This is a genomic window from Paenarthrobacter sp. NPDC056912, from assembly GCF_042786555.1.
Taxonomy (GTDB): Bacteria; Actinomycetota; Actinomycetes; order Actinomycetales; family Micrococcaceae; genus Arthrobacter.
Genome location: NZ_JBHUCD010000045.1, coordinates 1 through 2,620 on the forward strand (window position 1 = coordinate 1; position 2,620 = coordinate 2,620).

General features: G+C 62.3%; 2 protein-coding genes. One reads left to right on the forward strand and one right to left on the reverse strand.

The genetic code is table 11. The features are described 5' to 3' along the window. Positions 1–403 precede the first annotated feature (403 nt). Complete coding sequence (locus tag ACFRJ9_RS23910) at positions 404–1,414, forward strand: patatin-like phospholipase family protein (RefSeq protein WP_377673380.1); 1,011 nt, start codon at positions 404–406, stop codon at positions 1,412–1,414. Positions 1,415–1,422: 8 nt separating this feature from the next. On the opposite strand, the gene ACFRJ9_RS23915 is transcribed toward ACFRJ9_RS23910, so the two are convergent. Further along, positions 1,423–2,016: an HhH-GPD-type base excision DNA repair protein gene (locus tag ACFRJ9_RS23915; protein WP_377673383.1), complete on the reverse strand. Its 594-nt coding sequence runs from the start codon at positions 2,014–2,016 to the stop codon at positions 1,423–1,425. Positions 2,017–2,620: the final 604 nt, after the last annotated feature.

The window sequence follows — 2,620 nt, forward strand, 5'->3', positions numbered from 1 at the left end:
TGCACCCGGGAGGGTGTGGGAGAGTAGGACACCGCCGGACACACATTAAAAACGGCAGAGCCCCGACCACGACGGTCGGGGCTCTCCCCACTTAACCACCAAACCACAAACAGAACACACCAAACAGCACACCCAGCACAGGCCTCCCCCAGCGGGGGCCTTCCCACGTTAACCACACCACCACCACAACAACCCAGCATTCAGGCGGGTGTGGCCAATGTGGAGAACTCCAATGGCGCAAGGCGCGTCAGCGTGTTAGTTTTCAGTAGTCGTGATCTATCAGCAGGAGGTGAGACCCATGTATGCAGTATCCGCAATGGGCGCTCCCCTGCAGTCCACGATCATGCGACTGAGGTAGTCGCAACCGGGAGTCCCGCCAAGCAATTCGCGAAAGGTAACTCCCATGAACCAAAAACCTTCTTCATCTCTGCCCTCCCATCCGACGTCGCCCTCTGGCCTGCCGGCATCCGTCCAGACGGAGCCGCAGGTCAACGTCGTCCAGCTCGTACCCGCTGCGAGGGAGCGTGCTTTGGTCCTCGGCGGTGGAGGGTCTACAGGCAACGCCTGGCTGATCGGCGTCATCGCCGGCCTCTTCGACTCCGGGGTGGACACGACCCAAGCAGATCTGATCATTGGCACCTCTGCGGGCTCGACGGCGGCAGCCCAGATCACTGGCTCGAATCCCGCTGAGCTCTATGCCGCCATCCTGGCTGCAACACCACCGCCGCGGACAGCCCCCGCCGCCCCCATCGGTGGGCGAGGCGGCGTGGGTGCAGAAGCAAGCCGGGCCGTACTGGACCATATGGACAGGACCAGCCGCATCATTGACGCCGCTGCGAACGCAGCGGACATGCGCCGCAGAATGGGTGCGTCGGCGCTGGAAATGGCAGCGGCGTCGGACGGTTCGATTCAAACCCGGTGGCGCGCTACTGTCGCCACCAGGTTGCCCAGCCAGGACTGGCCGGAACAGCCGGTTGCCATTACGGCGGTCAATGCAGAAACCGGCGAACCTGTGGTGTTCGATCGCCACAGCGGAGTGGACTTGGTGGACGCTGTGGCCGCCAGCTGTGCCAGTGGCTTCGCGTACACCATCGGCAGTAGTCGATACATCGACGGTGGCTACAGGTCCAATGCCGAGAATGCCGATCTGGCGTCCGGATATGCGCGGGTGTTGGTGTTGTCACCTTTCGGTGGCAGATCCCGGACTCCCTTGGATTGGGGCATGCATCTGGCAACACAGCTTGACGAACTGCGCGCAGGCGGAAGCCGGGTAGAAACGGTCTTCCCGGACAGCGGCTCCGAGCATATGTTCGGTGCCCAGGCGATGGACTTGTCCCTGCGGCCGCCCGCCGCTCGAGCCGGCTTCGAGCAAGGCAGGCACCTTGCCGGCCGGCTATCGGAATTCTGGCGCTGACGTGGGGTTCAGGCGTTTGTTGCCTTCGAAGCCTTGGCGGCTGCTTTGGCCGCTTGCTTGCTGGCACGCACTTTGACCAGGGACTCGGGGTCCACAATGTCGGCGACCGACAAGTATGAGCCTTCTTCGCCGTAGTGGCCCGCGGCTTCCCGCCACCCCTCGGCCTGGAGGTCGCATTGTTTGCCGAGGAGGGCGAGGAAGATTCTCGCCTTCTGTTCTCCGAAGCCAGGTAGTGCTTTGAGCCTGCGGAGAACTTCCTGGCCGTCGGGGGTGCCGCTGGTCCATATGGCTGCGGCATCCCCGTTCCAGTCACTGTGGACGGTCTCGGCCAACGCTTGAACCCTGCCGGCCATGGAACCGGGGAATCGGTGGACGGCAGGCCGTTCCTTGAAGACTTCAACGAACCCGGCGGGGTCATATTCAGCTATGGCGGCGGGGTCCAAAGATCCTAGGCGTGCGCGGATCTTTTCGGGTCCCGCGAAGGCCGACTCCATAGTGACCTGTTGATCGAGCAACATACCGGTCAACAACGCGAATGCGTCGTCACTGAGTAGTTGGTCCGCGGCGGCATCTCCTGTGATGTGCAGTTCCATGTGTTCCATCCTCCCATCAGCGTCCGCCTGCGTCATGGGCAGGCTGCCGATGGGCCGTAGCCGTCCAGAAGTGACCGGGACGGGATTGTTCGTGGGGCCGCCAAAGCCTGCCGCTGCAGGTATGGGCGGGGAGTGCGACGGCGGCGGGCCGAGGTTGTCGGGCAGCCGCACCTGGCGCCCGCGGCCGGGATTGGATGATGCCCGCACCACGGGAGGGCTTTCGCCTTGACTGTGGGCGCGGGGCGTATCCATGGATGGTCCAATGACGTCAGTAGGCACGACGTAGATGGGGGTCCTGACAGCTCGGACGGGGCGGGAAGGTGCCCCTCAAGGAACGCTGTTTGGGGTGGATTTGCGTTGGGGTGGTGGGGCGTGTATTGTTTTCTGAGTCGCCGGGTGCGAAACGGAAAGCCGGAAGGTGTGTACGGTTCGGTAGGCGGCCAAAAATAACTCTTCTTTTCCAATGGCCCTGTTTGGTGCGCTGCTTTTGTGGTGTGGTGTGGGTGATGTTTTGGGGGGTCTGTTGTTTGAGAACTCAATAGTGTGCCAAGTTTGTTGATACCGATTGTTTTTCAATTGGTTGATTTATGCTGGATTGCTGCGCACCCCCGTG